Below are 24,673 nucleotides of genomic sequence, written 5' to 3'. Positions count from 1 at the left end.
CGTCCCGGATGTGCCGCCGGGGCGGGCGCCAGCCGGTGGCGGTGCCAGGGACGGACGCCGCCACCGGCATCTCTGATGTGGTTGTGACGAGCCACGTCCTGTGCTTTCATCGCGGGATGATCTTCCAGGTGCGCTGGCGGCACAGCGTGCACCAGCGCGCCTACGAGACCCGGTCTGCGGTCGCCGGTGAACGGGTGGTCGTGCACGAGCGCTCCAGCCGCCTGATCGGTCTGGACGTGCGTGACGGCGGCGTGCGCTGGGACGCGCCCGGCTGCCGCTGGCCGGGCGCACTGACCATCGCCGGGGGCCGGTGCCTGGCGATCGCGCAGTGGCAGCCGCACCCGTGGCTGCTCTGCTTCGAGGTGATCGCGGGCGAGCAGCTGTGGCGGGCCGAGCTGCCCCCGACGACCGGCCATCTCGCGGTGGCCGGAGGCGCGGCCGTCGTCGGCGGTTGGCGCGGCTACACCCCGCTCGGCGCGCACGACCTCGGCACCGGATCACTGCTCTGGCGCACGCCGGAGCGGGTCGCGGTCGAGACGCCGTACGCCGTCGACGGCCATGTGCTGGTCGCCGAGACCGGCACCGGCCGGATCCGGCGGATCGACGCCCGGACCGGCGGGGACATCGCCGCCTGGCGGTTGCCGGAGCCGGTGCTCGGCGTGGACTCGGGTCCGGTGTTCCTGCCCCTCGACGCCGACCGGGTCCTCATCCGCGGCGTCTCCAGGGCGGTGTGGGTGCTGTGCCTGCCGACCGGGGAGATCGACCGGCTGCCCGGAGTGCCGGAGGACACCGGGGCGGTGCGCGTGGCGGGCGGGCTGGTCTGGTGCGACACCGGCGAAGGCCAGGTCGCGCTGGAGCCCGGGACGGCGGCGCCGTGGGCACGCGTGCCGCTGTACGGGCGGCTGGTCGGTGCCGTCGCCGTGGAGTCCGGCTATGTGCTCGCCTCCGATCAGGGCAAGCTGGTCGCCGTCGACCCCGGCGGGGCGGTGCTCGGCCAGGCCACCGTGGATAGGCGGATCGGCGCGCTGCACGTGACGGGCCGGGACCGCGTGCTGGTGATGGGAAAGAGCGAGCTGCTCGCGGTGGACCTGCGGGCGTGAAGTCGTCGCAGCTCCACCGGGCGGTTAGGTTGATCGTGCGGGGACTCGAGAGGGAATGGTGAACATGGCTCTGGTGGCGGTTACCGGTGGCAGCGGCAAGTTGGGCCGGGCGGTGGTACGCGACCTGCTCGACCACGGCTACGAGGTGGTGAACCTGGACGTGGCGCCGCCGCGCGAGCAGCTGTGCCCGTACACCCGGATCGACTTCACCAACTACGGCCAGGCGGTGGAGGCGTTCACCGCCATCGACGCCCGCTACGCGAAGGTCGACGCGGTCGTGCACCTGGCGGCGATCCCCGGGCCGGGTGTGACCGGCAACGCGGCCACCTTCGCCAACAACATCACGGTCAGCTACAACGTGTTCGCGGCCGCGCGGGCGGCGGGCATCCGCAACGTGGTCTGGGCGTCCAGCGAGACGGTCCTCGGCCTGCCCTTCGACACCCCGCCGCCGTACCTGCCGGTCGACGAGGAGTACGCAGGCCGCCCCGAGACGGCGTACTCCCTGGCCAAGCACCTCGACGAGCAGATGGCCGCGCAGTTCTGCCGCTGGGACCCCGAACTCAAGATGATCGGCCTGCGCTTCTCCAACGTGATGGAGCCCGCCGACTACGCGAACTTCCCGTCGTGGCAGGACGATCCGCGGGTACGCAGCTGGAACCTGTGGTCCTACATCGACTGCCGCGACGGCGCCCAGGCCGTCCGCAAGGCGCTCGAATACACGGCACCCGGCCTGGAGGTCTTCATCATCGCCAACGCCGACACCGTGATGCACCGCGAGTCCGCCGACCTGGCCGCCGAGGTCTTCCCCGGCCTGCCGTGGCGCCGTCCGGTGGCCGGCCACGAGACCCTGCTCGGCATCGACAAGGCCCGCCGCCTGCTCGGCTTCGAACCCGCCCACACCTGGCGCTGACCCGCCCCTCGGCGCGAGAGGCCCGCACCGTCACCGGTCCGGGCCTCTCGGCTTAATCGATCATGAAGTTAGGGTGGCGACACGCCGTCGAACACGTCCATAAGTTCATGATCAACGCACTAGAGGGGTCAGGGGAGGGTCCAGATCTGGTTGCCGGAGGTGGCGCAGGTCCAGATCTGGAGGCGGGTGCCGTCGGCGGTGCCGAGGTCCTTGGCGTCGAGGCACTTGGCGGACTGGGGGTTGCGGAGGTTGCCGTTGGACTGGGGCTGCCAGACCTGGGCGCCCGAGCCGTTGCAGTCCCAGAGCTGGATCAGGGCGCCGTTGGCGGTGGAGCCGCTGGTGATGTCCATGCACTTGCCGAGGGCGCGGATGGTGCCGTCGGTGCCCACGGTCCAGGTCTGCGCGTTGGTGCCGTTGCAGGTGTAGAGCTGGATCGCGGCGCCGTTGGCGGTGCTGGCGGCGGCGACGTCGACGCACTTGCCGGACGCCTGGCCCACGATGCGGCCGGTGCGGCCGCCGGGCGGGGGCGAGGACGGCGGGGTGGTGCCGACGGCGACCTCATAGATCGCGCTGACCAGGGAGGTCGCGCCGGTGGTGTCCTGGGACAGCTCCCAGTTCATCATGCCGCCGGCGTTGGCCTTGGCCCACGCGGTCTTGGCGCGGACGGTGGGCAGGCCGTTGTAGCACTGCTGCACGCCGCTGACCGTGGTGCAGTCGCGGTTGGCGTTGGCCGGGTCCATCGCGACGAGCTGGCTGTACGTGTAGTACGTCGGGCGGCTGTAGAACGGCACGCCCAGCACGGCCTTGCTCGCGGGCAGGCCGCGGCCCTTCCAGAAGTTCACCGCGTTGATGGACCAGGTGTAGTTGGCGTGCGGGCTGCCGCCGTCGTACGCCATGATGTTCAGCCAGTCGACGTAGCCGAACACGGCCGGCTGCACGCCGCTCGCGGTGGTGCCCTCGGAGACGACCGCGGCGGTGAGCAGCTTGCCGCGGCTGTGCATGGCGGTGCTGAGCTGCTGCATGAGCAGCGTGTAGTTGTTGCCCGAGGTGCCGGGGTCCGGGTACTCCCAGTCCATGTCGACGCCGTCGAGGTTGTACTGGTTCACCAGGTTCACGAGGTTGTTGACGAACGCCGTACGCGCCGTCGCGTTGCCGGCCAGCGCCTCGAACGCCGAGTCGTTGCCGTCGTTCCAGCCGCCGACGGCGATGGAGACCTTGGTGTTGGCGGCGTGCGCCAGGGAGACCAGCGAGGACAGCTTGGACGGGTTGTCCAGCGCCTGCAGGCTGCCGTTCGCGTTCGGCAGGACGAACGCGTAGTTGATGTGCGTCAGCTTGCCGTACTGGACGGTGTTGACGTTGCCGGCCCACGAGGGCATGTAGCCCACGCTCTTGAAGCCGTTGGGCAGCACGACCGCCTGGGCCGTCGTGGCCGGGGCCAGCGCGACGGCGATTCCCGCGGCCGCGGTGGCCAGGGCCGCCCCGGCCGCGGCCCAGCGGGCGCGGCGGGGTTTGGAGGTTTCGGACATGGGGGTCCCTTCGGTGTCCGGTGCCATGGCGGCGCATCGCCACGGCACATCGACTGACCGGGCACGGCGGTGCGCCCCTCCCTGGTGCGGCGTGGCACGCCGCGTGCCAGGGGCACTGCGGTCCGGTCGGTTGCGGTTCGGACGAGGAAGCGGCTCGCTCCGAGTGGTGCGGATGGAGTTTAGTAAACTTAACTATCTAATGCAATGAATGCTGCGCGGCGGTCCCGCGTTCGCCGGTTGACAGATGCAATGTGACCGCTAACACTGATGGCGACCGATGGTCGAGCGCGAGCCGAGCCGTGTGCGGAGGGTCTGATGAGCCATGTCCTGGTACGCCCCAGAGCAGGGCGGCGGCTGGTCACCGGGCTGCTGGCGGCGCTGACCCTGCTGCTCGCGGCCGGGCTCGTGGTCAGCCCGCAGCAGCGGGCCGAGGCATGGGACAACGGTGTGGCACCCACTCCGCCGCTGGGCTGGAACAGCTACGACGCGTTCAACTGGAGCGTCACCGAGGCCGACGTCAAGGCCAACGCCGACTACATGCGCGACAACCTGCGCCAGCACGGCTGGCAGTACATCGTCGTCGACTGGGCCTGGTACTTCCCCGGCCGGCACAACAACAGCCCGAACCAGGACGCGAACCTGTCGCCCCGGCTGCGCATGGACGCCAACGGCCGGCTGCTGCCCGACACCACGCGCTTCCCCTCGGCGGCCGGCACCAACGGGTTCAAGCCGCTCGCCGACTACGTGCACGCGCAGGGCCTGAAGTTCGGCGTACACCTCATGCGCGGCATCCCGCGCCAGGCGGTGGCCGACAACGTGCCCATCCTCGGCACGAGCTGCCGTGCCAACCAGATCAACAACAGCACCACGGCGGCCTGGCTCAACCTCATGTGGGGCTTGAACATGTCCAACAGCTGCGCGCAGGCCTACCTGGACTCCGTGTTCCAGCTGCTGGCGAGCTGGGGCGTCGACTTCGTCAAGGTCGACGACATCGCCGCGCCGACCTACCGGCAGGCGGAGGTCGACGGATACCGGCTGGCCATCCAGCGCAGCGGGCGGCCGATGGTGCTGAGCCTGTCGCCCGGCCCGACGCCGCTGTCCTCCGGTACGCACGTGCGGGCCAACGCCCACATGTGGCGGATCGTCAACGACCTCTGGGACAACTGGGGCGCGCTCGACGCGCTGTTCGACCCGCTGCGCGACTGGGCCCCGCACCGGGCGACCGGGGCGTGGCCCGACCCGGACATGATCCCGATCGGGCGGCTGTCCAAGTACGGTCCGGTCGGCTCGCCGCGCTACTCCGGGCTCACCGCCGACGAGCAGCGCACCATGATGACGCTGTGGGCGATCAACCGCGCGCCGCTGATGTGGGGCGGCAACCTGGTCGAGAACCGCGCTTCCGAGCTGGCACTGATGACCAACGCGGCGGTGCTCGCCGTCGACCAGAACAGCACCAACAACCGCCAGCTCATCGGGGGCACCCGGCAGGTGTGGGTCGCCGACGTGCCCGGCAGTGACCACCGGTATGTCGCGCTGTTCAACCGGGAGAGCGCCACGGCGAACGTGTCGCTGAACCTGGCCGACCTCGGCATCGGCTCGGCCGTCGTGACCGACCTGTGGTCCGGCGCGGGACTCGGCACGGTCTCGGGCACCCTCACCCGCTCGCTGCCCGCCCACGGCGCCGGGCTCTACCGGCTCGCGCCGCAGACGACGACGCCGGTGCCCGCCGCGTACACGCTGACCGCGCGGCACAGCGGCAAGCTGCTGGACGTGTACAACGCCGCCACGACCGACGGCGCGAACGTCGTGCAGTGGGCCGCCAACGGGCAGAACAACCAGCGGTGGCGGTTCCGCGACGCGGGCGGCGGCTACTACAACGTGGTCAGCGTCAACAGCGGCAAGTGCCTCGACGTGTACGGCGGCGCGGGAGCCACCGCCGACGGCGTGCGCGTCGTGCAGTGGACCTGCGGCACGGGCACCAACCAGCAGTGGCGCATTCAGGATGTCGGCGGTGGATACATGCAGCTCGTCGCGAGGCACAGCAACAAATGCCTGGACGTGAACAACGCCGCCACGACCGACGGGGCCCAGGCCGTGCAGTGGACCTGCGGCAGCGGCACCAACCAGCAATGGCTTCGTACCCGGGTGTAGGAGACCGGATTGCCGTCGGCGGTGGGTGTTAAGGTCCCTCGACCCCACCCCGGAGGCAGCGCGCATGACGATCGGCTCGCACATCACCACGTTCGCCGGCAGGCCCGTCGCGGACTACCCGAACGATCTCGGGAAGGCGAAGCGGGCCGGCACGGCCTGGCGCCTGGAGGACACGGACTACGACGACAGCGGTGAGTTCCGCGAGCGGCTGACGGCCCTGGCCGCCGAGGAGTGGGCCGACAAGGTCGAGGCGATCGTCATCGGCAACTGGGGCGGGGCCTATGAGAGCGCCCCGCCGATCGGCCTGCTCGCCGAGCTGCTGCCGCGCTTCACCAGCCTCAAGGCGCTGTTCCTGGGGGAGATGACGTACGAGGAGTGCGAGATCTCCTGGATCGTGCACACCGACATCACCCCGCTGCTGGAGGCGCTGCCCCGGCTGGAGACGCTGACCGTGCGCGGCGCGAGCGGGCTGGGCCTCAAGCCGCTGCGCCACGAGCACCTGCGCGAGTTCACCATCGAGTCCGGCGGTCTGCCCGCCGAGGTGGTCCGTGCCGTCGGCGAGTGCGACCTGCCCGCGCTGACCCACCTGGAGCTGTGGCTGGGCACCGGCAACTACGGCGGCGACGCCGACGTCGACGACCTCGCGCCGATCCTGAACGGCACCCGGCTGCCCGCGCTGACCTCGCTCGGCCTGCGCGACTCCGAGATCGCCGACCAGGTCGCCGCCGCTCTGGCCGGGGCCCCTGTGGTGGCCCGGCTGCGCAGGCTGGACCTGTCGCTGGGCATGCTCGCCGACGAGGGCGCCGCCGCGCTGCTGGCCGGCCAGCCGCTGACCCACCTGCACCGCCTCGACCTGCACCACCACTTCATCAGCGACCCGGTGCAGGCCCGGCTGACCGCCGAGCTCGCCGAGGCGGGGGTGGAGCTGGACCTCTCCGAGCCGTCCCGCTCGCGCCGCGACGAGCGCTACATCGCGGTCGCCGAGTAGATGCACCTCACGGTCGTCGGCAACCCCGGCAGCCGCCGCGTCACCCTGTTCGCCGCGGCGGCGGTGCGGGCCGGGCTGCCCGAGCCCGACGTGCTCGCCTGGCACGACGTGGCCTCCGGCGCGCCGCTGCGGCTGCGGGCGGGCACGCTGGTCCGAGTCGAGTCCCCCGGCGAGGACGCCGAGGTGGACCGGTTGCTGCGTGGTGCCGCCGTCCCGGCCGAGCAAGGCGAGATCGTCGGTGGAGCCGCCTGGCACGCGGGCTTCGCGCGGGCCCTGCACCGGCTCGCCGCCACCGCCGCCGGCCAGGGCGCGCGGCTGCTCGCGGACCCCGCCGAGATCCTGGTCATGTTCGACAAGAACGCCTGCCACGACCGGTTGCTCGCCGCGGGTGTGCCCGTGCCCGCCGCGCTGCCCGGCCCGCCCGCGAACTGGGCGCAGCTGCGCTCGTGGCTGGACGAGGCGGGCTGGCGGCGGGTGTTCGTCAAGACCCGGCACGGCTCGTCCGCCTCCGGCGTGATCGCGCTGCAGCTGGGCGGCGTCCGAATCCTCGCCACCACCTCGGTCGAGCTGGACCGGGGACGCCTGTTCAACTCGCTGCGGGTGCGCCACTACCGCGACGAGCGCGACGTCGCCGCGATCGTGGACGGGCTGGCGCCCGACGGCCTGCACGTGCAGCGCTGGCTGCCCAAGGCCGGGCTGGACGGCCGCGTCGTCGACCTGCGCGTGGTGACGGTCGCCGGGCAGCCGTCGCATGTGGTGGTGCGCGGCAGCCGCTCCCCGATGACGAACCTGCACCTCGGCGGCGTACGCGGCGACCTGTGCGCGCTGCGTGCCGCCGCCGGGCCGCACTATGCCGCCGGGCTGGACACCTGCCGGGCCGTCGCCGCCTGCTTCCCGGGCAGCCTGCACACCGGCGTGGACCTGATGTTCGCCGCGGGCTGGCGCTCGCACGCGGTCGCCGAGGTCAACGCGTTTGGCGACCTGCTGCCAGGCCTGCTCGTCGACGGCCGCGACACGTACGACGCCGAGATCGCCGCCCTGCTGGCGCGCGAGCGGGTGCGGGCGGCATGAGCACGGACATGGCGGCGCTGGTCGGCACGCACGACCTCGCGCTGGTCACCCTCGACACGCTGCGCTACGACGTGGCCGTGGAGCTGGCCGCGACCGGCCGCACCCCGCACCTGTCCCGGGTGCTGCCGGAGACCGGCTGGGAGCGGCGGCACACCCCGGCCAGCTTCACCTACGCCGCGCACCATGCGTTCTTCGCGGGCTTCCTGCCGACGCCGGTCACGCCGGGGCGGCACGAGCGGCTGTTCGCGGCCCGGTTCCCCGGCAGCGAGACCACGGCCGGGGGCACGTTCGTGTTCGATGCGCCGGATCTGGTGACCGGGCTGGCCGAGGCCGGGTATCACACGCTGTGCCTGGGCGGCGTGGGCTTCTTCAACCGGCGCTCGGCGCTGGGCAGCGTGCTGCCGGGGCTGTTCGCCGAGGACCACTGGCGGCCCGAGTTCGGGGTGACCGAGCCGGACTCGCTGCGCCACCAGCTCGACCAGCTGCGGGACAGTGCGGCCGGGCTGGCGCCGCAGCGGCCGCTGTTCACCTTCCTCAACGTGTCCGCCCTGCACCAGCCGAACCGGCACTACCTGCCCGGCGCCGCCGAGGACGGCCGGGACAGCCACGCGGCGGCGCTGTGCTACGTGGACACGCTGCTGCCGCGGCTGTTCGCGCTGCTCACCTCCCGTGGGCGGCCGTGCTTCGTGATCATGTGCGCCGACCACGGCACCGCGTACGGCGAGGACGGGCACCACGGGCACCGCATCGGGCACGACGTCGTGTGGACGGTGCCGTACACGCAGTTCACGCTGCGGCCGGGGGAGTGGTGAACGTGCTCGACGGCTCGCCGTACCAGGGTTATCTGTACGCGTACCCGCACAAGACGGCGTACCGAGCGCTGCGCCCGCGCCCCGCGCTGCGCGACGTGTGGGCCGGGCAGGACCGCGACGCGCTGTTCCTCTACCTGCACATCCCCTTCTGCGAGATGCGCTGCGGCTTCTGTAACCTGTTCACCCGCGCCACGCCGCCCGCCGAGCAGGTCTCGGCGTACCTGCGCCAGCTTCGCGTGCAGGCGGAGCAGGTCGCAGCGGCGCTCGGCCCGGTCCGCTACGCGCGGGCCGCGATCGGCGGCGGCACCCCGACCTACCTGGACGCCGCCGAGCTGGCCGAGCTGTTCGAGATCACCAAGGGCGTGCTCGGGCTGGACGCGGGCGCAGCGGGGCTGTCGGTGGAGACGTCGCCCGCGACCGCGACCCCGGACCGGCTGGCGGTGCTCGCCGCGCACGGCACGCACCGGGTCAGCATGGGCGTGCAGAGCTTCCTGGATGCCGAGGCGCATGCCGCCGGGCGGCCGCAGCGGCGCGCCGAGGTCGACCGCGCCCTGGCCGCGATCACCGGCGGCGGCTTCGCGGTACGCAACCTGGACCTGATCTACGGCATCCCCGGCCAGACCCGCGACACCTGGGCGTATTCGCTGCGCGAGGCTCTGTCCTGGTCTCCGGAGGAGGTCTACCTCTACCCGCTGTACGTGCGCCCGCTGACCGGTCTCGGCCGCCGCCACGGCGACGCGCCCGACCCGGACTGGGACCGCGAGCGGCTCGACCTCTACCGGCAGGGCCGTGACCTGCTCCGCGAGGCGGGCTACCGGCAGCTGTCCATGCGGCAGTTCCGCCGCGCGGACGTGCCCGACCCGGACGGCGCCGACTACTGCTGCCAGGACGACGGCATGGTCGGCCTCGGCTGCGGCGCCCGCTCGTACACCGCGGACCTGCACTACTCGTTCGACTACGCGGTGAGCGTGCGCGAGGTGCGCGCCATCATCGACGACTACATCAGCCGCCCGGCCGCCGACTTCGGGTACGCCGAGTTCGGCTTCGCGCTCGACGGGGCCGAGCGGCGGCTGCGCTGGCTGGTCAAGTCGCTGCTGCGCGCCGAGGGCGTCGACCTGGCCGGATACGCCGACCGCTTCGGCGGCACGGTGGAGCAGGACTTCCCGCACCTGGCCGAGCTGGCCGGCCGGGGCTGGGCGGCTGAGGCGGACGGGCGGCTGGCGCTCACCGACGAGGGGCTCGCGCACGGCGACGCGATCGGGCCCTGGCTGGTGTCCGGGCCGGTGCGCGACGCCATGGCACGGGCGGTGCTGCGATGAACCTGCTGCTGCTCTACCGCGGGCCCCTCGCGAGCTGCAACTACGACTGCCCGTACTGCCCGTTCGCGAAGCGGCGCGACAGCCGGGCCCAGCTGACCGCCGACCGCGAGGCGCTGGCCAGGTTCACCGACTGGGTCGCCGCCAACCCCGACGGCGACATGATCTCCGTGCTGTTCACCCCGTGGGGCGAAGGGCTGACCCGGTCCTGGTACCGGCAGGCGCTGGTGCGGCTGTCGCAGCTGCCCCACGTCGAACGGGTCGCCATCCAGACCAACCTGGGCGGGCGGCTGAGCTGGGTCGCCGACGCCGATCCGGCCCGGCTCGCCCTCTGGGCCACCTACCACCCCGGGCAGGTCAGCCGGGAACGCTTCCTGGCCGCCTGCGCCACCCTGCGCGGGTACGGCGTCAGGCACTCCGTCGGCATGGTCGGGCTGCCCGAGCACCACGCCGAGGCGGTGGCGATGCGCGAGCTGCTGCCGGAGTCGACGTACCTGTGGGTCAACGCCGCCGACGGGCACACCTACGACGCGGCCGCCGAGGCGGCGTGGACGGAGATCGACCCGCTGTTCGGGTACAGCGTGCGCCCGCACGACTCGGCCGGGTTCGACTGCGGCGCGGGCGAGACGTCGCTGTCCGTGCTCGGCGACGGCACCGTACGCCGCTGCCACTTAATCCCGGCCCCGCTCGGCAACCTCTACGACGGCAGCTACCGGGCCGCGCTGCGCCCCCGCCCGTGCACCAACGCCACCTGCGACTGCCACATCGGATACGTCCACCTCAAGCGGCTGGACCTGCACCGGGTGTTCGCCGGCGGCGTGCCCGAGCGGATCCCCGCCGGGCCGCCGCCGACCTGGGGCGTGCCGGGTGAGCCGGTCAGGTCTGCTGCAGCGGGACGTACTCCTCCTCGGTGAGGTCGAACGTCCACGCCACCCCGGCCCGCGCGGTGCGGATGGTCGGCGGGACGCGCAGGAAGTACGTCCGGAAGGACCCGTCCGGCTCCGGGCTGGAGTTCAGCACCTCGACCATGACCAGCGGCTCGTCGCCGGGCAGGGTGACCCGCCACAGGGTGCCGCACTCATCGGACTGCGTCTTGGACGCCCCGGACTCGCGCAGGTAGCGGTCGAAGCCGAAGTGCTCCAGCATCACCCGGCGCATCTCGGCGTTGCCCTCGGCGCGGATGCGTTCCACGGTCAGGTGCGGCAGCTCGGCGGCGACCTCTGCGGTGATCGGCATGCCGCTCCAGACGTGCAGGCCGAACCCGTCCGGGTAGGACAGCGCCGGCCCGTCGCCGTGGTGCAGCCGCCCCAGGTTGTCCCGGTGCACCGCGACCGGCCGCTCGGTGAGCACGGCGACGTGCTCGAACGCCCACCACCAGCCCGCGCTGCCGGCGACCCGGGCCAGGCCGTCCACGTCCGGGTGGCTGTCGAAGGCGGCCAGCCAGGCCGCGTCGTGCTGGCCGCCGATCGCGTCGAGCAGTGCCTCCCGCGCCGCCTGCGGCAGCTCGGCGACCTGCTCGGTCTGCCCGGCGCGGGCCGACAGCCGCCCGGCGAGGTCGGCGTCGATCCTGGTCCGCAGCGGGGTGGCGAGCTGGTCGGTCAGCTGCTGCCAGGGGCGGCGGGCGGTGGCCGCCCAGTGCCGGGCGAAGCCGGTGCCGCCCAGCTTCGTCATCAGCGCCGCCCGTGCCTGCGCCCACGGCCGGGTGCGAACCCGGGGCCGTACGCTGCGGCCGAGGTCCAGCTCGCCGGGCCGGGCGCCCTGCGCCTCCAGCGCCCGCCGGATGTGCTCGTCACGGCGGCCGCCGCGCTGGCCGGTGCGCAGCATCGCCACCCCGAGCGCGCCCGCGGCGGGCGAGCCCAGCCACAGGATGTGCTTCGGCGCGGGCAGGCCCGCCAGCGCGTACGCGATCCGGACCCCCGCTTCGGCACCCGCGCGGTCGGCGGGCTCGCAGCTCAGCCCGGTGGCCAGCCAGCGCTCGCCCTGCTCGGCCAGCCTGACGTCGTCATCGCCGTGTCGCCGGGCGGCGCTCGCCGTACCGGAGATCGTCTGCTCGCTCATGCCCGGCCTCAGTCCGCGACCGGGCGGATGGCACCGGGGAAGTACTCCCGCTGCCGGACCACCTTGTACGCGCCCGGCGCCAGCGCGATCGGGCCGTGCTCCTCGTGCACCAGACGGCCGTAGCCCTCGATCAGGAGGTAGAGGCGGCCGGGCTCGTCGGGCGGGCACAGCATCGACACCCGCTCGCCGGTCAGCACGTGCGCGTGGCCCGTCGCCTCGCCCAGCGCCAGCACCATCCGGTTGCGCCGGTCGCGCGGCGCGTCCATCAGGCCCTCCGGCAGCCCTTCCCGCGCGATCGGGACGACCAGCACATCACCCTGCCGAAACATGTCCAGCCTCCACACACGACCACTGATGTCGCGGCTACGCTAACCGCCCGGTACGACATCGGCCGTCGCGGGGAACAGCTCCTCCAGCACCAGCGCGACACCGTCGTCGTCGTTGCTCGCGGTGACCCGGTCCACGCTGGCCAGCACCTGCGGGTGGGCGTTGGCCACGGCCACGCCGGTGCCCGCCCACGCGAGAACGGGCAGGTCGTTGGGCATGTCCCCGAACGCGATCACCTCGTCCGGGGCGACGCCCCAGCCGTCGCAGAGCCGCGCCAGCGTGTCCGCCTTGGATACCTCGGCCGCACTGATCTCCAGCAGTCCGTTCCCGCCCGAGTACGTGATCCGCACCTGCGGGACCAGCTCCTGGAGCCGCTCCAGCAGCTCGACGGTGACTGGCGCGGGCGACCAGGCGAGCAGCTTGACGCAGCTCTCCGCCTCCGTCCAGACCTGCTCGGGCGTCTCGACCTCGTGCCGGGCGTCTTCGTGCGTGGCGTGATGCCCGTGCCCGGGGCTCACCACCGCGCGCCGCCCGGTCTCGACCGCGAACGACACGCCGTCGAGCGCATCGGTGATGACCTGTGCGGTGCGCTCGGCCAGGTCCAGCGGCAGCGGCCCGGTGATCACCGTCTCGTCCGCGTCGAGGTCGTGGACGATCGCGCCGTTGGAGCAGACCGCGACACCGCCGATGTCCGCGCGCCGGGCCAGCGCCCGCGCGGTGCGCGGCGGGCGGGCCGTGACGATCACCAGCCGGGCTCCGGCGGCGGTGGCACGGGCGAGCGCGGCGCGGGTGCGACCGGAGACGGTGCCGTCGGAGCGGATCAGGGTGCCGTCGAGGTCGACGGCGACGACGCGGATCATCGCCGGAGCTTACCCGCGCTGCCCGACCGGAACATGTGTTGGTGACGGGTCACAACTTCTGGGTTGTAGGTACAACCCAGAAGTTGTGGAGCGGAAGGGGCACCTGTGTTCCACCCGCCCGTGAGAAACTCCACGCATGTCGATGTCTTCGGGCCGGGTGGCGCTGTCGGTCGTGGGTGCGCTGGGGGCGCTGACCGGGCTGTTCGCGCTGGTGATCTCCGGTGGGATGAGCCACTGGCTGGTGTTCGGCGCGGTGCTGGTCGCTAGCGGGCTGCTGCTGCTGTGGACCGGACTGCGCGGGCCGCTGCCCGGACCGCCGGCCTGGGTGGCGATCGTGGTGCTGACCGTGGCGGGCCTGGCGGTGAGCCTGCTGGTGGTGCGCGAGCGCGTGTGCTGCATGTTCGTCTACCACCACGACCTGGGCTACCCGTGGAGCTGGCTGCTCAGCTATGCCGAGGCGGAGACCATGCCGGCGGTGGAGGAGCTGCGTGCCCGCGCCGCAGACCTGCCAAAGCACGTGCACCGGGGCAGGTTCGTGGCGGCGACCGCGTTCTGGACCGGCGTCGCGCTGCTGCTGGTGCTGCCGGTGACGCTGCTGCGCCGCCGTCCGGCGCCCTGATCCGAGCGGGCTCACTCGGTCGTGTCATGCCGCGCACGGCGTCCGGTCTGCGAGGATGCTGGCTGGCCGTACGCAATCGGCGGCTCATCACGATCAAGGAGGATCCGGATGGCGTCCCGCCTCAACCCGTACATCCGCTTCAACGGCACCGCGCGCCAGGCCATCGAGTTCTACCAGTCCGTGTTCGGCGGCTCGATGACGATGAGCACCTTCGGCGAGTTCGGCCAGGAGGGCACCCCGTTCGCCGACCAGATCATGCACGCGCAGCTGGAGAGCGACGCCGGGTACACCCTGATGGCGTCCGACACGCCGCCCGGCATGCCGTACAACCCGGGCGACACCATCACGATCAGCCTCAGCGGCGACGACGGCGAGGAGCTGCAGGGCTACTGGGCGAAGCTCGCCGAGGGCGGCAAGGTCGAAGTCCCGCTGGAGAAGCAGATGTGGGGCGACACCTTCGGCGCGCTGACCGACCGGTTCGGCGTCAACTGGATGGTCAACATCGCCGGCTGAGCCGGACCTACGAGCAGGCCGGCCCGGTAGGCCCACCGGGCCGGCCTGGAACAGAGGGGCTCAGCTGGTCTCGCCGGCCACCGAGAACGAGCGCAGCCGCCGCGCGGCCAGCCAGGTCCCGGCCACGGTCACCACGGCCGTCATCACCGCCGCGACGGCCGTCGACACGGTCGTGCGGAACCACTCGCTGCCGGACAGCTCAGCCGCGAACCGGATCACGTAGTGCTGCACCGACACGGTGCGGGTGCCCGCCACCAGGTTGCTGATCAGGCCCTCCCAGATCACCACGTAGAGCAGGCCGAGCAGCACCGGCCGCCGGGTCAGCACGCTCAGCGCCAGGAACAGCGCCGAGTACGCCAGCGCGCCCGCCACGCAGGCCAGCGCGAACCCGGCGCCGAGCCGCGTCCCGCCGATCATGGCGCCGGCCGCGAACATGGGCACCGCGGTCGCCACCGCGCTGACCGAGGCCGCCACCGCCAGCTTGGCCATGATGATCCGGCCGCGCGGGATGGGCTTGGCCAGGATGTGCACCACCGTGCCGTCGTCGATCTCCGAGCCGAGCACGCCGGTGCCGACGATGAGCGACACCAGCGGCAGCACCGTGGCCACGCCGAGCCCGAGCAGCACCGTCTCGGCCAGGTCGGCGGCCGGGGCGTCGAAGGCGAGCCCGACCGCGGTCACCCCGATCAGGATGATCGGCATCGGGAGCAGCAGCAGGAACCGCTTGCGGCCGAACAGGCCGCGCGCGGTGATCCAGGCGATCGTCATGTTCATCAGGGGCCACCTCACGCCGAGACCAGGTAGGAGAAGACGCTTTCCAGCGACTCGTCGGACGGGATCAGCTGCCGTACGCGGACACCCTCGTCCAGCGCGATGCGGGGCAGCGCGCGGGTGAACGTGCCGTAGTCGCCCGCGTGCACGGTCAGCCCGTCCTTGCCGAGGGTCACTCCGGCGACCGACGGCGAGGCCATCAGCGCCACCGCGAGCCGCCGGTCGTCGCTGGACCGGATGGCGAACACGTGCGGGCGGTGCGTCATCAGCCGCCGGATGGTGCGGTAGTCGCCGGACGCGGCCAGCCGGCCCGCCACGATGACCTGCACCGTGCCGGAGACCTGCTCGACCTCCTCCAGGATGTGCGAGCTGAACAGCACCGTGCGGCCCTGCGCGCCGAGGCTGTGCAGCAGCTCCATCATGTGCATGCGCTGCCGCGGGTCCATGCCGTTGAACGGCTCGTCCAGCAGCAGCACCGCCGGGTCGTGCACCAGCGCCGCGGCCACCCGCATCCGCTGCCGCATGCCCTTGGAGTAGGTGTCCATCCGCCGGTCCTGCGCGTCGGTCATCTCGACCAGCGCGATCGCGCGGCGGGTGGCGGCGTCGGCGTCGGGCAGCCCGTGCAGCTTCGCGCTGGCCCGGACGAACTCCTTGCCGCTGAGGAAGCCGTACACGGCCTCCCGCTCGTTGACCAGCCCGAGCTTGCGGTAGATCGCCGGATTGCGCCAGGTCGGCGACCCGTCGATGGTCACCGCGCCGCGCGACGGGGCCAGGAAGCCCGCCATCATGTGCAGCAGGGTGGTCTTACCGGCGCCGTTCGGCCCGAGCAGACCGGTCACGCCCGGCCCGAGCGTCATCGTCACGTCGTTGACCGCGACGACATTGCCGTACCAGCGGGAAACCCCGCTCAGTTCCAGGTCGGTCACAGCGAAACCTTCCGGTAGCGCAGCACGAGCAGGCCGGTGCAGCCGGCCACGAGCAGCAACGTCGCGAGGCCGTAGAGCGGGCCGTACGCGCCGACGTCGATCGACGTGCCGTACAGCCAGCTGCGCAGGCCCTCGGGGAGCAGGAACGGGCTGAACAGCGGCGCGATCCGCGACATGGGGCCCTCGCCGCCCAGCGCGATCAGCAGCCCGGCGACCCCGGAGCTGACCATGAAGACGACCACGATGGCGCCCGCGGCGAACGCGCGGCGGCTGGCCACCGACGCGATCAGCACCGACAGGCTGCTGAAGATCAGCGCGTACGCGGCGGACACCACCCAGCCGCCGAGCAGGCCCCGGGCCTCGGCGGCCACTCCGGACGTGTCCGGGGCGGTGAACGCCGACCCGAGGAAGACCAGCGTCTGCGGCCCGGCCAGCAGAAGGAACACCGCCACGGCCAGCGCGCTCAGCTTGGCCAGCGCGTAGTCGGCGCGCCCGACCGGCCGCGAGAAGTACAGCGGCAGCGTCTGGTTGCGCAGATCACGGGAGACCAGCTCGGGCGCGACCACGGCCAGGAAGACCATGGCCACCGTGCTGACGGCCGAGGGGAAGGCCTGGTAGCTCAGCATCATCTCGCCGGTCTGCGCCTTGACGGCGACGATCACCACGGCGAGCAGCGTGACCAGGCCGATCACGATCCACGGGAAGATCTTCGCCTTGGCGCTGCGGCCGAGGCCGAACGCGACGCGCAGCCCGTGCTCGAACAGCGACCGTGCGGCGTACCCCCGGCTGAGCCGCACCCCCGAATAGCGCTGGTAGCCGATGTCGTGGATGACGCTCTGCTCAGACATGGCTGGCCTCCAGGGACGGTCGCGGTGCGGTGGCGAACAGCTCGGCCACCCGGTGCCGGCGCTGGTCGAGGCGGTGCAGCGGCAGGTCCAGCTCGGCGACGGTCCGCAGGATCAGGTCGTACGTGTCCTCGTCGGCCAGCGGCACCAGCAGCAGCCGCCCCTCCTCGCGCGGCGCCAGGCCGCGCGCGGCCAGCGCCGCCAGCAGCTCGGCGGTGCCCTCGGCGACCTCGATGGCCAGCACGTCCGTGCCGGTGGTCATCGCCTCGATCCGGTCGGCGCGCAGCAGCCGCCCGCCCTCGATGGCGATGAGCGAGTCGCAGATGCGCTCGATCTCGCCGAGCAGGTGCGAGCAGACCACCACGGAGATGCCGAACTCGGTGCCGATCCGGTGGATCAGCGTCAGCATCGCGTCCCGCCCCGCCGGGTCGAGGCCGTTGGTGGGCTCGTCGAGCAGCAGCAGGTTCGGGTCGTGCACCAGCGCCTGGGCCAGCTTGACCCGCTGCTTCATGCCGGTCGAGTAGCCGCCGATCTGGCGGTAGCGCTCCTCGTACAGCCCGACGTGGCGCAGCGCCTCCGAGGCGCGCTCGCGGGCGACGGTGCGCGGCAGCCCGCTCATCCGGGCCATGTGCGTCACGAACTCCGCCGCGATCATGTCCGGCGGCAGGCAGTCGTGCTCGGGCATGTACCCGACGCGGGAGCGCACCTCCTCACCAGCGGTGACCGGGTCCAGCCCGAGCACCCGCACCTGGCCGCTGGTCGGCGTGAGCAGCCCCAGCAGCGTTTTGATCATCGTGGACTTGCCGGCGCCGTTGGCGCCGACCAGCCCGATCACGCCCGGCTCGACCGACAGCGTCAGGTCAGCCAGCGCCGTCACCCCGCCCGGATACGTCTTGGTCAGCGACTGCGTCGCAATAAGGGACACCCCGCCAACCTAAACCCCACCCCACCCTCCCCGAATCCAGCGCCAACCCTGATCCCCACCCTGACCCACCCCCGACCCCGCCCCCTCTACCGCGCCGATCTTGCGTGAACTGTGGGTGCGACACGGGTGTTTCGGGCAAATGGGCAACACTTCGCGCAAGATCGACGAGGGCGTGGTCCGATGAGGACATCGCGCGGGCGGGTGGGGGTGGGGTGCGAGGATGTGGGGCGTGACGGAGCAGATGCTCGAGCCTGATCGTCCCGCGGCCGGGGTGGCCGCCGCGGTGGGGGAGCGGACCGGTCTCTACCTGGGCCTGGTGTCGGCGGCCTTCCCGGCGATCCTCGCGGGGGTACGGCTGTTCGTGCTGGCCGACGGCGACGACGCCACGATGAAGGCGCTCGCGCAGCACACCAGCATGCAGGCGCTGCTCATCGGCAGCTACCTCACCTTCCTGCCGCTGATCCTCATCCTCGCGGCGGCCCTGGCTCTGACCGAACGGCGAGCCGCGATGCGGGGCGCCGTCGCCCAGACCACCGCGCTGTCGTCCGTGCCGCCGCCCGCGGCACTCATGATCGCGGCGGTCGGGGTGGTCACCGCACCGCTCTACCTGGTGGTCCTGCTCGTCGTGGTGGTGCTGCTGCTGGTGGCCGCGATGACGGTGGGCCGCCGGTGGCCGCAGCCCGCCTGGGCGGCGAACCGGCCGCCCAGCCCGCTGCTCGGCGGACGCGTGCCGACGGTGTGGGTCGACGGGCTGACCGCCCTGATCGGGCTCACCCTCGCCGCCGTCGTCCTGCTGCAGGGCATGTGGCTGCCCGCCAGCGCGGTGACCGTCGAGGGCCGGACCCGGGTCGCCTACCTGCTCGGCAAGGAGGACGACCTGGAGACGGTGCTGTTCCGGGACGGCGGCGGGCCGCGGCAGCTGACCTCGGATCAGATCACGCAGCGCCGCATCTGCAGCGAGCGCGAGACCGGCGTATGGAGCCGGCCGTTGCTGTCGCTGCTGGTGAAGCCGGGCATCACCACGTCGGACGTGCCGCTGTGCCGCGACCTGGTGACGCCCGGGGACGGTGTGGTCAGGAGCGCACCGGCTGCGGGTGCGGCAGCACCTCGCTGATGCGTACGTTGCTGACCTCGGCCCAGTGGGCGCCGTCGGTCAGCGCGGTGGACAGCGCGCGGTCGAGATCGCCGCGGCTGGACAGGGCGGTCTCGGTGGGCAGGTCGGCGATGAGGCGGCGCAGTGTCGCCTCGGCCAGGGCGTCGATGGCCTTGGCGGGCCCGTCGGGTTGGTACGCGGCGACGACCGGGTCGGTCACGCGCCACAGGACGCGCAGCCGCACCTCGACGGTGCGGCCGTCGCCGGCGGGGAAGAGGTCTCCGGTGGGGGTCGGGGTGTCGTAGGCCGCGACCGGCGGCCACAGCAGCATCTGCCCGGCGAGGTCGACCACGGCCTTGACCCGGTCCACCAGCGGCACCACCAGGTGCCAGCCCGCCGCGAGCGACCGGCGATACCGGCCGCGCCTTTCGAGGATCCACACCTCGCCCTCGGGCACCCGCCGCAGCACCATGTGCACCGCGAGCGGGGCGAGGGGGAGGAGCGCCGTCATGGCGTCGATGTCCATGCGCTCAGCTTGCGCCCGCCGCGCGAATTCCGCTCGCCCAGCAGACCCTGAGAAACTTCGCTGGACGCAGGCGTACGACGTACGGTACGGTGTACGCCGAGCGAAGGGAGGCGTCCGCACGTGTCTGAACTGGCAATAGCGGCGTCCGGAGTACGCAAGACCTACGCGGGAGCGCAAGAACCGGCTCTCGGCGGATTCGACCTGGAGGTGCCCAGGGGGACGATCCAGGGGTTGCTGGGCCCGAACGGGGCGGGCAAGACCACGGCCATCCGCATCCTGTCCACCCTGATGCGACTGGACGCCGGGCGGGCGGTGGTGGCCGGGCACGACGTGAGCACGGACGGCGCGCAGGTGCGCCGCCGGATCGGCCTCGTCGGGCAGTACGCCGCCGTCGACGAGATCCTCAGCGGGCGGCAGAACCTGGTGCTGTTCGGGCGGCTCAACCACCTCGGCCGGGCCCGCGCGGCGGCCCGCGCCGACGAGCTGCTGGAGCGGTTCGGCCTGGTCGAGGCCGGAAACCGGCCGGTGGCCAAGTACTCCGGCGGTATGCGGCGGCGGCTCGACCTGGCCGCCAGCCTCATCGTGTCGCCGGAGGTGCTGTTCGTCGACGAGCCGACCACCGGCCTGGACCCGCAGGCCCGGCAGGAGGTGTGGGCCGCCGTACGCGAACTCGTCGCGGGCGGCACCACCGTCCTGCTCACCACGCAGTACCTGGAGGAGGCCGACCGGCTCGCGACCCGGATCGCCATGCTGTGGCACGGCCGGGTGGTCCGCGAGGGCACGCCGGACGAGCTGAAGGCGGCGGTCGGCGACGACTGGATCGACCTCGTCTTCGACGATCCGGCGCAGGCGCGGGCGGCGCTGCCGGTGGTGCGGCGGCACGCCGACGGTGAGCCCCGCACCGACGAGCGGCGCATCAGCGTGCCGGTGAAGCAGCGTACGAAGGCCCTGGTCGCGGTCAGCGCGGCGCTGGCCGCCGAGGGCGTCGAGCCGGCCGAGGTCAACCTGCGCCGGCCCACCCTCGACGAGGTGTTCCTCGAACTCGACCGGCAGCAGGGCAGCAGGCAGGAGGTGGCGGCGTGACGGCCGTACTGGGGGAGACGTGGGTGCTCGCGCGGCGGGAGCTGACCCACTGGCGGCAGCAGCCGTTCGGCGTCATCGTGAACTGGCTGTTCACCGTCATGATCGCGCTGATGTTCGGCGGGCTGTTCGGCGGCGCGATCGGGCCGGACTACTTCGACTACCTGATGCCGGGCATGTTCGCGCTGTCCATGTTCTTCGGCGTGGAAGCCACCATGACGGCGATCTCCACCGATGCGGCCAAGGGTGTCACCGACCGGTTCCGGTCACTGCCGATCAACTCGGCCTCGGTGGTGCTCGGCCGCTGCCTGGCCGACCTGATGAACTCGGCCGTCGGCCTGGCGGTGCTGGTCGGGGCGGCCGCCGCGCTCGGCTGGCGCTGGCACGAGGGCCTGGCGTCGGCGATGGCGGCGTTCGGGCTGCTGCTGCTCCTGCGCTTCGCGCTGCTGTGGGTCGGCATCTTCCTCGGCCTGGTGGTCAAGGGGCCGGAGTCGGTGACCATGGTGCAGATCCTGGTCTGGCCGGTCGGCTTCCTCTCCGGCGTCTTCGTCGATCCCGAGACCATGCCCGCCTGGCTCGGCACCATCGCCCAGTGGAACCCGCTGTCGGCCACCGCCGCCGCGTCCCGTGAGCTGTTCGGCAACCCCGGCCTGGTCCCCGACCACGCCATCCTGCTCGCGATCGCCTGGCCCCTGGTCCTGACCGCGATCTTCCTGCCCCTCTCCGTCCGCCGCTACCGCCACCTCAGCCGCTGAAAGGAAGGGCACCTTCTTAACGCTTCGCGTATAAGAAGGTGCCCTTCTTAACACGTCGCTGCTTGCCCGTCCCCGAGTTGCTCGATCAGGAGGCGGCGTACGCCGCGAGCGCTGGATGCTCGTCGGGCAGGCAGTGCTCGCGCAACAGGTAGCCCCCGCCCTCCGGATCGCCCTCAAGCGCCTCCGGGTGGGACAGAAGGAACTCCACCAGGCACCGCTGCGCGGGGGTCAGCTTCGCGAACGGCACCGGCTCGTCCGGCTCGCCGTCCGGATAGGCGAGCTGGAAGGGGGTCACCAGCCGGTTGTGCCACAGGGAACCCTCGTCCCACCGCTCCTCGAGCGCCACAGCGACCCGTTGCCGCCGCACCTGTGCTGCCGTCACCTCATCCACGACCTCAAGCAACGCCAGCGACCAGTCCGCGCGGCTCCACGCCCATCGCAGCCAGTGAGGCTCGTCATCCTCGGCGGGCTCGCCGAATAGCCGCAGCACGGACTTCGCGGTGTCCGGAGCATCGGGTCCGGCGGTCAACGCCCACGTCCCCGCAGCGGCCCAGCGCAGGTTCTCGTCGTAGTCGTGGATCAACCGTGCCAGCAGGTTCGACAGCGGGCATGCGTCGCGCCCCGCCATGCCAGCCGCGAGCAGCGCCGTCGCCCGCATACCCGATCCCTGGGCCTCGTCGGCCGCGACTGCGGTCAGCGCGGGCACCGTCTGCGACGCCTGCTCGGGAAACCAGGCCAGCGCGCGGGTCACCGCGCCCGCCAGCTCTTCGTCGGTGTCGGTGAGTAGCGTGAGCGGCTGGGGCACGGCATCCCGCACCGCCTCGTATACCCGCAACTCGTCGAGGGCGTTAGCGATCTGTCGCTCGACCTCGTTCGGCGGCTGCCGATTCTCGATGTCCTTCACCCACCACAGGTAACGAGCGCTCGCATCGGCCCGCCACGTGGCGCCGAAGCCGCCCACAGCCGAGCGCAGCTCCGCCACCGGGAACGGGCTCACCATGTAGTCGTGCGGGTAGCCGATCGCGAGACCGGTCAGCAGCAAGACGATCTCGGCTCGATCGGGTATGGACGGCTCCAGTGTCAGTTCTACCAAGAACGGCACCGCGTGAGCACTGGCCTCGTAGCGGGTGCCCTGGTGGAAGATGTTGCCGTAGAGCCCGTATCGGGCCTGATCTCGCGTTTCGGCGTCTGCCGAAGTCAGCAGCTTGATCAGCGCCGGCACGTCGCCGGCGGGCCCGTAGGCGTGCGACAGCCTGTCCCAGGCCACGTCGTCCAAGGTCTCCAACATGAGCGGCATCATGCATGATCCGCCTGACACCCGCCGACCTCGGTCTACAGGTATAACCCTTCAATGATCTTGCCGGCCGCGACTCCCGCGGCGCGCTCATCGGCTCGCATCCGGAGCCGGCGACGGGCGAGTCGGGCTCGCTGCTGGCGGCGCTCGATCGCAGGTTCGACGCGGCGACCGAGTTCGCCGACGGCGCCGACCGACGGCGGTGGACCTCCCGTTTCGAGTCCCAGCAGCTCAGCGCGCGTTGGTCCCGCATACCGCGTGAGCGGGCCCGGGCGTACTGAATGCCTCGGCGCGACGTGTAGAACGCAGACCAGATGGCACGGTCGCGTGCGTATGGCGGCTGTGCTTGTGGCCGGTCAGGACAGCTGGAACGGTCTGACGGTGACGCCTACCGGGCAGCAGGTGGCGATGGAGGAGACGCCGCCGACGGTCAGGAGCACGGGGCTGCATCCGGCCGCGGGCTCGTCGAGCAGCTCGCCCGTGACTGCGTCCCAGCGCCGGATCACCTGGTCGTCACCCGACGTCAGCAGTTGCGGGTGACCCGCGACGAGAGTCGTGAGCACGGTGGCCGACGCGGGATGAGCCTTGATCGGCTTTCCGACCTCTTCTCCGGTGACCGCGTCCCAGCGGCGCACGACACCGGCTGAGTCGCCGGAGACGAGCAGGACCCGCCCGTCGGGTAAGGCGGCCGAACTCATCGCGTTGACGATGGCGGTGTGCCCCGCAAGAGGCGGGCCCAGTTCGGCGCCGGTGGCCGGATCCCAGCGGTGGATCGTGCGCGACCAGCCGGTCGCGGAGACCATCAGCTTGCCGCCGGGCAGCGTCACCACCGCGACCGCCACGATGTGGTTGTCGTGCTCGCCCAGGTCGGGCAACAGCGCACCGGTTGCCGCATCCCACCGGTAGATCGGGTGCGGACCGCAGTATCCGGCGCCGAACAGCGTCTCCGCTCCATCGGGCGTGCGGGCCACGGCCAGGTCCCAAACCGTGTCGCAGAAGGCCGACTCGCCGTGGCAGCGCGCGCCGGTGGCGGCGTCGAACCACTCCACGCCGTACTCGGTGGCCAGAGCGAGCACGGGACCGCGGCCGTCGGGGTGGCATATCTCGGTGGCGAACACACCCCACTCGCCCTCGAACATGGCGGTCTGCTCGCCTGTGGCGGGGTCCCACGCGTAGAGCGCGTCCGAACCGGACGACACCAGCCGGACGCCGCCGTCCGGCGCGCGGAACGTGGTCAGCTCCGACGCCCGCGGGTGCGGCAGCACCACCTGTTCCCCAGGCATCGGCGATCCCTCCGGCGACGGCCCGACCTGACATACACACGACCGGTCTGCGAACACCCGTCCCGGTCACCACGCTGCTGTTGGAGGGAACCACACTGCAGCGGGCGAGAGGAAGGGCACCTTCTTCTACGTAGAACGATAAGAGCGACCGGCAATAGGTGTCGTTTGAGGCGTCGGGTGGTGGGACGGCCGTCCCAGCGGTAGCGGGGCCGGGCTTGTCGGATGAGTTGGCGTGTGGTGATCAGGGCTGCTGCCAGGTAGAGGTAGAAGTCCACGACCTGCGCGTTGCGTTCGGTGCAGCGGCGGATCTTGCCGTAGCCGTTCATCCATGAGTGGGTGCGTTCCACCACCCAGCGTTTGCCGACCTGGATGGGGGCGGGGATGCCTTTGCGGGCGATCTGGTGGAGCGTTTGAGGCCGCCTTTGCCGCGGTCGACCGGGGAGCGTCCGGCGCAGTCTCCGCCGCAGGGTGCTTTGGTGAGCGCGCCGTCGACGGCGATGTCGTGCAGCTGTAGGCCGATCATGTCGTCGTAGGCGGCCAGGATCAGGGCGTGCAGTTGCTGGGCGATGCCTGCGCTGGCCCAGTCGGCCAGGCGGCGTCGGATGGTGCGGTCGGAGCAGCCGGGGCCGGCGATGCGTTCGTAGCCCGAGCCGTGGACCAGGGCGTGGATGACGTGTTCGAAGACGACCTGGTCGGGGATGCGGCGGCGGTGGCAGCCCAGCGGGTGTGCGGGGTCGTATTCGGGCCAGCCCGGGCAGCAGTGCGGCGAACTGGACCCAGATCGGGGTCAGCAGATGGCAGCGCAGGCACGGGACTCCTGTCATTGAAGCGTAGAGAACTCCAATGATCGATAAGTCCCGTGCCTGTTTGCTACCCGCGACCGGCTACCTGTCCAGGTCCGCACCTAATGCCGGTCGCTCTAAG

Annotated in this window: 24 protein-coding genes and 1 pseudogene; 13 read left to right on the top strand and 12 right to left on the bottom strand. The window is 72.0% G+C overall.

Annotated elements, in window-relative coordinates; all coding sequences use genetic code 11:
- Positions 1-116 precede the first annotated feature (116 nt).
- A complete protein-coding gene (locus tag Cba03nite_RS09405; protein WP_203744243.1) occupies positions 117-1,100 on the top strand; it encodes an outer membrane protein assembly factor BamB family protein in 984 nt (327 codons plus the stop codon).
- 64 nt (positions 1,101-1,164) lie between these two features.
- Positions 1,165-2,010 (top strand): NAD-dependent epimerase/dehydratase family protein, encoded by an 846-nt coding sequence (locus tag Cba03nite_RS09400; protein WP_203744241.1) that lies wholly within the window; start codon positions 1,165-1,167, stop codon positions 2,008-2,010.
- Between the two features lie 128 nt (positions 2,011-2,138).
- Here the strand turns inward: Cba03nite_RS09400 and Cba03nite_RS09395 are convergent, their stop codons facing one another.
- Positions 2,139-3,536, bottom strand: coding sequence for a glycosyl hydrolase family 18 protein (locus Cba03nite_RS09395; RefSeq protein WP_203744239.1), 1,398 nt, complete (start codon positions 3,534-3,536; stop codon positions 2,139-2,141).
- Between the two features lie 315 nt (positions 3,537-3,851).
- On the opposite strand from Cba03nite_RS09395, the gene Cba03nite_RS09390 reads away from it, so the two are divergent.
- The 6 genes from Cba03nite_RS09390 (at position 3,852) to Cba03nite_RS09365 (ending at position 10,788) form a co-directional block, all read left to right on the top strand.
- A complete protein-coding gene (locus Cba03nite_RS09390) occupies positions 3,852-5,687 on the top strand; it encodes an alpha-galactosidase (RefSeq protein ID WP_203744237.1) in 1,836 nt (611 codons plus the stop codon).
- A 64-nt stretch (positions 5,688-5,751) separates the two neighbouring features.
- The gene (locus Cba03nite_RS09385; RefSeq protein ID WP_203744235.1) at positions 5,752-6,675 is read left to right on the top strand and encodes an STM4015 family protein; all 924 of its coding nucleotides are present in this window, start codon (positions 5,752-5,754) and stop codon (positions 6,673-6,675) included.
- Positions 6,676-7,746, top strand: a complete 1,071-nt coding sequence (locus Cba03nite_RS09380; protein WP_203744233.1) for an STM4014 family protein — start codon at positions 6,676-6,678, stop codon at positions 7,744-7,746.
- Positions 7,743-8,558 carry an STM4013/SEN3800 family hydrolase gene (locus tag Cba03nite_RS09375; RefSeq protein WP_239125593.1) on the top strand — a complete coding sequence of 272 codons (816 nt, stop codon included), beginning with the start codon at positions 7,743-7,745 and terminating at the stop codon, positions 8,556-8,558. The genes Cba03nite_RS09380 and Cba03nite_RS09375 overlap by 4 nt, the downstream gene beginning before the upstream one ends.
- Complete coding sequence (locus tag Cba03nite_RS09370; protein ID WP_239125592.1) at positions 8,555-9,877, top strand: STM4012 family radical SAM protein; 1,323 nt, start codon at positions 8,555-8,557, stop codon at positions 9,875-9,877. Before Cba03nite_RS09375 ends, Cba03nite_RS09370 begins: the two co-directional genes overlap by 4 nt.
- Entirely contained in the window at positions 9,874-10,788 is a 915-nt protein-coding gene (locus tag Cba03nite_RS09365) for an STM4011 family radical SAM protein (RefSeq protein WP_203744230.1), read from the top strand. The genes Cba03nite_RS09370 and Cba03nite_RS09365 overlap by 4 nt, the downstream gene beginning before the upstream one ends.
- Here Cba03nite_RS09365 and Cba03nite_RS09360 read toward each other — a convergent pair.
- The 3 genes from Cba03nite_RS09360 to Cba03nite_RS09350 are packed head-to-tail and all read right to left on the bottom strand — an operon-like array spanning position 10,751 to position 13,119.
- Positions 10,751-11,932 (bottom strand): DUF6745 domain-containing protein, encoded by a 1,182-nt coding sequence (locus Cba03nite_RS09360; RefSeq protein ID WP_239125591.1) that lies wholly within the window; start codon positions 11,930-11,932, stop codon positions 10,751-10,753. The two genes, Cba03nite_RS09365 and Cba03nite_RS09360, sit on opposite strands and share 38 nt — an antisense overlap.
- Before the next feature lie 8 nt (positions 11,933-11,940).
- Positions 11,941-12,261: a DUF8820 family protein gene (locus tag Cba03nite_RS09355; protein WP_203744227.1), complete on the bottom strand. Its 321-nt coding sequence runs from the start codon at positions 12,259-12,261 to the stop codon at positions 11,941-11,943.
- Positions 12,262-12,300: 39 nt separating this feature from the next.
- Positions 12,301-13,119, bottom strand: coding sequence for a Cof-type HAD-IIB family hydrolase (locus tag Cba03nite_RS09350; protein WP_203744224.1), 819 nt, complete (start codon positions 13,117-13,119; stop codon positions 12,301-12,303).
- A gap of 136 nt (positions 13,120-13,255) precedes the next feature.
- Here Cba03nite_RS09350 and Cba03nite_RS09345 point away from each other — a divergent pair, with 136 nt between their 5' ends.
- Both Cba03nite_RS09345 and Cba03nite_RS09340 read left to right on the top strand, forming a co-directional pair.
- Entirely contained in the window at positions 13,256-13,738 is a 483-nt protein-coding gene (locus Cba03nite_RS09345) for a hypothetical protein (RefSeq protein WP_203744221.1), read from the top strand.
- Between the two features lie 108 nt (positions 13,739-13,846).
- Positions 13,847-14,251 (top strand): VOC family protein, encoded by a 405-nt coding sequence (locus Cba03nite_RS09340; RefSeq protein WP_203744218.1) that lies wholly within the window; start codon positions 13,847-13,849, stop codon positions 14,249-14,251.
- Positions 14,252-14,311: 60 nt separating this feature from the next.
- Here the strand turns inward: Cba03nite_RS09340 and Cba03nite_RS09335 are convergent, their stop codons facing one another.
- Genes Cba03nite_RS09335 through Cba03nite_RS09320 form a run of 4 tightly spaced genes read right to left on the bottom strand, consistent with a single transcriptional unit; the run spans position 14,312 to position 17,718 of the window.
- Complete coding sequence (locus Cba03nite_RS09335) at positions 14,312-15,025, bottom strand: ABC transporter permease (RefSeq protein WP_203744216.1); 714 nt, start codon at positions 15,023-15,025, stop codon at positions 14,312-14,314.
- An 11-nt stretch (positions 15,026-15,036) separates the two neighbouring features.
- The gene (locus Cba03nite_RS09330) at positions 15,037-15,990 is read right to left on the bottom strand and encodes an ABC transporter ATP-binding protein (RefSeq protein ID WP_373315738.1); all 954 of its coding nucleotides are present in this window, start codon (positions 15,988-15,990) and stop codon (positions 15,037-15,039) included.
- Entirely contained in the window at positions 15,945-16,796 is an 852-nt protein-coding gene (locus Cba03nite_RS09325) for an ABC transporter permease (protein WP_203744214.1), read from the bottom strand. The genes Cba03nite_RS09330 and Cba03nite_RS09325 overlap by 46 nt, the downstream gene beginning before the upstream one ends.
- Positions 16,789-17,718: an ABC transporter ATP-binding protein gene (locus Cba03nite_RS09320; RefSeq protein WP_203744211.1), complete on the bottom strand. Its 930-nt coding sequence runs from the start codon at positions 17,716-17,718 to the stop codon at positions 16,789-16,791. The genes Cba03nite_RS09325 and Cba03nite_RS09320 overlap by 8 nt, the downstream gene beginning before the upstream one ends.
- A gap of 229 nt (positions 17,719-17,947) precedes the next feature.
- On the opposite strand from Cba03nite_RS09320, the gene Cba03nite_RS09315 reads away from it, so the two are divergent.
- Positions 17,948-18,832 (top strand): hypothetical protein, encoded by an 885-nt coding sequence (locus Cba03nite_RS09315; protein WP_203744208.1) that lies wholly within the window; start codon positions 17,948-17,950, stop codon positions 18,830-18,832.
- Here Cba03nite_RS09315 and Cba03nite_RS09310 read toward each other — a convergent pair.
- Positions 18,792-19,337, bottom strand: coding sequence for an SPFH domain-containing protein (locus tag Cba03nite_RS09310; protein ID WP_203744206.1), 546 nt, complete (start codon positions 19,335-19,337; stop codon positions 18,792-18,794). The genes Cba03nite_RS09315 and Cba03nite_RS09310 overlap by 41 nt on opposite strands.
- Positions 19,338-19,457: 120 nt before the next feature.
- Between Cba03nite_RS09310 and Cba03nite_RS09305 the strand changes: the two genes are divergently transcribed.
- A complete protein-coding gene (locus Cba03nite_RS09305) occupies positions 19,458-20,420 on the top strand; it encodes an ATP-binding cassette domain-containing protein (RefSeq protein WP_346110560.1) in 963 nt (320 codons plus the stop codon).
- Positions 20,417-21,172 (top strand): ABC transporter permease, encoded by a 756-nt coding sequence (locus tag Cba03nite_RS09300; protein WP_203744203.1) that lies wholly within the window; start codon positions 20,417-20,419, stop codon positions 21,170-21,172. The genes Cba03nite_RS09305 and Cba03nite_RS09300 overlap by 4 nt, the downstream gene beginning before the upstream one ends.
- A gap of 85 nt (positions 21,173-21,257) precedes the next feature.
- On the opposite strand, the gene Cba03nite_RS09295 is transcribed toward Cba03nite_RS09300, so the two are convergent.
- The 3 genes and pseudogenes from Cba03nite_RS09295 to Cba03nite_RS09285 form a co-directional block, all read right to left on the bottom strand.
- Positions 21,258-22,460, bottom strand: coding sequence for a HEAT repeat domain-containing protein (locus Cba03nite_RS09295; RefSeq protein ID WP_203744201.1), 1,203 nt, complete (start codon positions 22,458-22,460; stop codon positions 21,258-21,260).
- Between the two features lie 362 nt (positions 22,461-22,822).
- Positions 22,823-23,749: a WD40 repeat domain-containing protein gene (locus Cba03nite_RS09290; protein WP_203744198.1), complete on the bottom strand. Its 927-nt coding sequence runs from the start codon at positions 23,747-23,749 to the stop codon at positions 22,823-22,825.
- 164 nt (positions 23,750-23,913) lie between these two features.
- Positions 23,914-24,573: pseudogene (locus tag Cba03nite_RS09285) on the bottom strand (transposase family protein); the annotation flags it as partial.
- Between the last annotated feature and the right edge of the window lie 100 nt (positions 24,574-24,673).

This window comes from Catellatospora bangladeshensis (assembly GCF_016862575.1).
Lineage (GTDB): Bacteria > Actinomycetota > Actinomycetes > Mycobacteriales > Micromonosporaceae > Catellatospora > Catellatospora bangladeshensis.
This window is presented reverse-complemented; position numbering and strand designations above follow the sequence as displayed.

Bases quoted from the DNA above. Each gene is read 5' to 3' on its own strand.
- Cba03nite_RS09345 (WP_203744221.1), top strand. From the start codon at position 13,256: ATGTCGATGTCTTCGGGCCGGGTGGCGCTGTCGGTCGTGGGTGCGCTG.
- Cba03nite_RS09340 (WP_203744218.1), top strand. From the start codon at position 13,847: ATGGCGTCCCGCCTCAACCCGTACATCCGCTTCAACGGCACCGCGCGC.
- Cba03nite_RS09365 (WP_203744230.1), top strand. From the start codon at position 9,874: ATGAACCTGCTGCTGCTCTACCGCGGGCCCCTCGCGAGCTGCAACTAC.
- Cba03nite_RS09390 (WP_203744237.1), top strand. From the start codon at position 3,852: ATGAGCCATGTCCTGGTACGCCCCAGAGCAGGGCGGCGGCTGGTCACC.
- Cba03nite_RS09360 (WP_239125591.1), bottom strand. From the start codon at position 11,932: ATGAGCGAGCAGACGATCTCCGGTACGGCGAGCGCCGCCCGGCGACAC.
- Cba03nite_RS09355 (WP_203744227.1), bottom strand. From the start codon at position 12,261: ATGTTTCGGCAGGGTGATGTGCTGGTCGTCCCGATCGCGCGGGAAGGG.
- Cba03nite_RS09350 (WP_203744224.1), bottom strand. From the start codon at position 13,119: ATGATCCGCGTCGTCGCCGTCGACCTCGACGGCACCCTGATCCGCTCC.
- Cba03nite_RS09380 (WP_203744233.1), top strand. From the start codon at position 6,676: ATGCACCTCACGGTCGTCGGCAACCCCGGCAGCCGCCGCGTCACCCTG.
- Cba03nite_RS09290 (WP_203744198.1), bottom strand. From the start codon at position 23,749: ATGCCTGGGGAACAGGTGGTGCTGCCGCACCCGCGGGCGTCGGAGCTG.
- Cba03nite_RS09400 (WP_203744241.1), top strand. From the start codon at position 1,165: ATGGCTCTGGTGGCGGTTACCGGTGGCAGCGGCAAGTTGGGCCGGGCG.
- Cba03nite_RS09335 (WP_203744216.1), bottom strand. From the start codon at position 15,025: ATGAACATGACGATCGCCTGGATCACCGCGCGCGGCCTGTTCGGCCGC.
- Cba03nite_RS09395 (WP_203744239.1), bottom strand. From the start codon at position 3,536: ATGTCCGAAACCTCCAAACCCCGCCGCGCCCGCTGGGCCGCGGCCGGG.
- Cba03nite_RS09375 (WP_239125593.1), top strand. From the start codon at position 7,743: ATGAGCACGGACATGGCGGCGCTGGTCGGCACGCACGACCTCGCGCTG.
- Cba03nite_RS09385 (WP_203744235.1), top strand. From the start codon at position 5,752: ATGACGATCGGCTCGCACATCACCACGTTCGCCGGCAGGCCCGTCGCG.
- Cba03nite_RS09295 (WP_203744201.1), bottom strand. From the start codon at position 22,460: ATGTTGGAGACCTTGGACGACGTGGCCTGGGACAGGCTGTCGCACGCC.
- Cba03nite_RS09325 (WP_203744214.1), bottom strand. From the start codon at position 16,796: ATGTCTGAGCAGAGCGTCATCCACGACATCGGCTACCAGCGCTATTCG.
- Cba03nite_RS09405 (WP_203744243.1), top strand. From the start codon at position 117: ATGATCTTCCAGGTGCGCTGGCGGCACAGCGTGCACCAGCGCGCCTAC.
- Cba03nite_RS09310 (WP_203744206.1), bottom strand. From the start codon at position 19,337: ATGGACATCGACGCCATGACGGCGCTCCTCCCCCTCGCCCCGCTCGCG.